This window comes from Polaribacter sp. (genome assembly GCF_965656025.1).
Lineage (GTDB): Bacteria > Bacteroidota > Bacteroidia > Flavobacteriales > Flavobacteriaceae > Polaribacter.
This window is the reverse complement of record NZ_CBFHJT010000073.1, coordinates 11,871-14,279: the sequence shown is the minus strand read 5'-3', so window position 1 is coordinate 14,279 and position 2,409 is coordinate 11,871. Positions and strand designations below refer to the sequence as shown.

General features: G+C 29.2%; 3 protein-coding genes and 1 pseudogene. All 4 read left to right on the top strand.

The window, feature by feature from the left end:
* Positions 1-224, top strand: a pseudogene (locus ACTG3S_RS12350) (hypothetical protein); the annotation flags it as partial.
* Between the two features lie 113 nt (positions 225-337).
* On the top strand, positions 338-1,129 hold the full coding sequence (locus tag ACTG3S_RS12345) for a sensor histidine kinase (protein WP_439129653.1): 792 nt from the start codon (positions 338-340) through the stop codon (positions 1,127-1,129).
* A gap of 16 nt (positions 1,130-1,145) precedes the next feature.
* Positions 1,146-1,826, top strand: a complete 681-nt coding sequence (locus tag ACTG3S_RS12340; RefSeq protein ID WP_439129652.1) for a response regulator transcription factor — start codon at positions 1,146-1,148, stop codon at positions 1,824-1,826.
* 166 nt (positions 1,827-1,992) lie between these two features.
* Positions 1,993-2,409, top strand: a 417-nt coding sequence (locus ACTG3S_RS12335) for a phage tail protein (protein WP_439129651.1), incomplete at its 3' end; no start/stop codon positions are given.

Sequence of the window (2,409 nt, the reverse complement as noted above, 5' to 3'; positions counted from 1 at the left end):
TAGAACAATTTTCATCTAAAAGATATATTTATTTTAATACGGGTTTCTTTTTATATACACTTTGTAGCACCTTGTTATTTACCTTAGGTAATATTGGTTCTAGAGAGCTTAAATTAGTTGTATGGCAACTAAATAGTATTTTGTATTTGGTGTTTCAAATTTTAATTTTTGTAGAGTGGTTTAAAAATTTTAGACCCAAAAGACTTTTAAAGGCATCATCATAAAAAACACGTATAAATACCTGTTTCAAAAAACAAGTAAGTTTTTATAATTCAAATACTTACCTTTAAAGAAAACTATTTTTCTTAAATTTACAACTATCAATAATATCCCCCTAATGGAAGAATTGTTTGCAAAAGAAGATCAAGTGATAATAATTATAGTAATTGGTGTTTGCGTATTATTGTTGATGGCAGTAGGCTTGTTGCTGTTTTTCTTTTTTTCTAGAAAAAAAATTGTACAAAAAGAATTAGAAAAGAAAACCATAGAAATTAATCACCAAAAAGAAATCATACAATCTATAATTATTACCCAAGAAAAAGAACGTACTAGAATTGCACAAGATTTACATGACGATATTAGCTCTAAACTAAACGTAATCAACCTAAATGCAAATCTTTTAAAAGATGGAGAATTAACCTCAGATGAATATCTAAAAGTAAACGATAGTATTTTACAAACCACCAGTAAAACTTTAGAAAGTGCGCGTAAAATTGCACACAATCTTTTACCTCCTATTCTAGATAAATTTGGTTTAAAAGATGCTATAGAAGAACTGGCAGATTCTTTTAGCAACAGCAGAAAAATACATATTGAATATAGTATTGCATATCCTAAAAAACATCTTTCGCCTCAAAACGAATTACATTTTTTTAGAATTGTACAAGAGTTAATTAACAACTCTGTAAGACATGGTAAAGCAAAAAATAGCCAAATAAAGATAACCTTAGAAAATAACAAGCTCTTTTTTACTTATTCAGATGATGGTATTGGTTTTGACCAAGAAAAAATACAACATAAAAAAGGTCTAGGTATGAAAAATATTGAAAGTAGAATTGCCCTTTTACAAGGTAAATACACCATAAAAACCGAAGAAAATAAAGGTTTTCAAATAGACATAGAAATTTAAAAAAAGCCCCTAAAAGATGAAAAAAATAAATATAGTAATTGCAGATGATGAGCAACTTTTTAGAAGCGGTATGCAATTTTTACTTTCTAGAGAGCAAAATTTTAACATCATCTTTGAAGCAGAAAACGGAAAAGAATTGGTAGATTTTATTACCACAACAGAAGAGTTTCCTGATGTTATTTTAATGGATTTAAAAATGCCAGAAATGAATGGCGTAGAAGCCACAAAAATGATACACAAAACACATCCAAATATTAAAATAATTGCACTTACAAGTTACGATGGTAAATCTTTTATCACCAATATGATAGATGTTGGTGCATCATCCTATTTATTAAAAAATACAAGCCCTAAAATGGTGGTGCATACCATAAACGAGGTATATGAAAAAGGGTTTTATTACGATGAAAAAGTACTCAAAATTATACACGAAAATATTATCTCTTCTAGTGGAAAACGTATTAAAAGCGATTTAGACAAAAAACTTTTATCTAAAAGAGAAATAGACGTATTAGAACTCATTTGCGAACAATATACCACTGCAGAAATTGCCGATAAATTATTTATTAGCCCAAGAACTGTAGAAGGGCACAGAAATAACTTACTTTTAAAAACACAATCTAAAAACGTAGCTGGTTTAGTAATCTATGGCATACAAAAGAAACTCATAGAAATTACACCAGATTTTCATTTATAAATCTACTTTTACTTTTTTTTAAAGGGTATATATACTTGTTTTATAAGTAGATATACCCTTTTTAGTTTTTAAGAACTTACGCTCTAAAGTACCTCAAAGTATAAATATAAATTTGGAATGTATAAAATATACAAACGAAACTTATTAACTTAAAAATTTATTTATTATGGAACCATTTATTGGACAAATTATGGCATTTGTAGGAAACTTTACTATTAGAGGATGGGCTAAATGTGACGGTCAATTAATGCCTATTGCACAAAACACAGCTTTATTTTCTATTATAGGGACCACTTATGGTGGAGATGGAAGAACAACTTTTGCCTTACCAGATTTAAGAGGTAGAGTACCCATGCATTATGGTAATGGCAATGGATTAACTCCTAGACTTTTAGGCGCAAGAGGTGGACAAGAAACACACACTTTAAACATTCTGGAAATACCTTCTCATAGTCACACCGCTATTAATAATGGTGCACAAGACCAGCACATTTTGTTAAGTACAGAAAATGGTGTAAATGAAATACCACAAGCAGGCGATATACCTGCTGTAGGAAATTATCCTGGAAATTTAGGCCCAAGC

What these genes read in the sequence shown, in the direction of transcription:
- ACTG3S_RS12345 (WP_439129653.1), top strand. Translation starts at nt 338, where the DNA reads ATGGAAGAATTGTTTGCAAAAGAAGATCAAGTGATAATAATTATAGTA.
- ACTG3S_RS12340 (WP_439129652.1), top strand. Translation starts at nt 1,146, where the DNA reads ATGAAAAAAATAAATATAGTAATTGCAGATGATGAGCAACTTTTTAGA.